At 65.9% G+C, this 1,178-nt stretch carries 1 protein-coding gene and 1 pseudogene; one reads left to right on the top strand and one right to left on the bottom strand.

The features are described from left to right. Positions 1–180 (top strand): annotated as a pseudogene (locus U9980_RS27755) (hypothetical protein); the annotation flags it as partial. 68 nt (positions 181–248) lie between these two features. Here the strand turns inward: U9980_RS27755 and U9980_RS27750 are convergent. Next, positions 249–974, bottom strand: a complete 726-nt coding sequence (locus tag U9980_RS27750) for an alkaline shock response membrane anchor protein AmaP (protein ID WP_322770634.1) — start codon at positions 972–974, stop codon at positions 249–251. Positions 975–1,178: the final 204 nt, after the last annotated feature.

Here is a 1,178-nt window from a genome sequence, read left to right as displayed (position 1 = left end):
GACGGGACCTGGACGGTCGAGGTAACCGAAACGGGCACGGTCACCTGGACCAGTCCGGAACTACGGGTCTACCAGACCGAACCCGAACCCCACCCAGAACCAGAAGCCACCCCGGAACCGGCCCCGAACCCGGAGCCCGTCCTAGAACCAGACCCAGAACCCGAGCCGCCACCCTTCTGACCGGGACACGGCTGCCGGACTCTGATCGAAAGATCGAAAATTGCCGGCCGATCGGTAGGCAGGCCTGGTCAGTGCACGCGGACACCGTGGCCAGGGCTCGGAACGAGCTGGACTTCGGTGGCGAGGTCCGCGCGGGACAGGGCACCACGCGCGTGTGGCAGAACGACCTGTTCGATGTCGGCTCGAAGCCGGCTGACGTTTATGTCTGGTTCCATCGTCACAACTACTCGCAGTAGCGGATCTTTCTCCTTATGCAGAAGTCGCGCGCGAACCTGCTGGGCACCCGCTGCAGCTGCCAGCTCGCTTTCCACAGCGCTGGTGAAGGCCCGCGCGTTCACCCGGACACGTCCGAAGGTGTCGTCGACGACGTACAGGCCAGCCAGGTCCCCAGTGGACCGCTGTAGCCACAGCCAGGCGAGCGCCAGCACGACAACCAGGGCCGTGGCCGCTCCCACGACCGGCCAGAACCAGCCATGGTCGGCGGCAAAGGCCCGGTTCGTAGCCGTGAGCGCCGGCCGGTCTGTGACGTCATCGCCGAACACACCCCGACCGGCGAGCAGGGCGACGATCCCACCGCCCAGGCACACAAGCCCCAACAGGACGAACACCACCCGGTTCACCCGATCGACTCTGGGAGTGAACGGGTGCTTGCGCGATCGGGGCATCTTCGTGGACCCGGTCGGCTTTGCCGTGCTCACCATGTCGCTCACGTCGTTCGAACGGATCGGTGGACCGAGCTGCGGGATCGGGCTGTCCACGGTTCGCGCGTTGACGGTGTTCGCGGTTCCGTTCACGTGTGGTCCTCTTTCCGGTCGTCCGCCGACGCATTCGCCGGAGCATCCGCCGGGGTGTCCTTCCGGGTGCGCTCCGGATCGGGTTTGGTCAGATCGAGGCCGACCGGATACGGCCTGGTCCGCTCACCTGCGGTCGAAGTACCAAAGATCGTCTCTGTGGTTGATTGCGTTGCCGGGGCTGATTGCGCTGCCGGGGTTGATTGC

The sequence above is a fragment of the Protofrankia sp. Cr1 genome, from assembly GCF_963555865.1.
Classification (GTDB): domain Bacteria; phylum Actinomycetota; class Actinomycetes; order Frankiales; family Frankiaceae; genus Protofrankia.
Note: the sequence above shows the minus strand (reverse complement) of the source record. Positions and strands in the feature narration are given on the sequence as shown.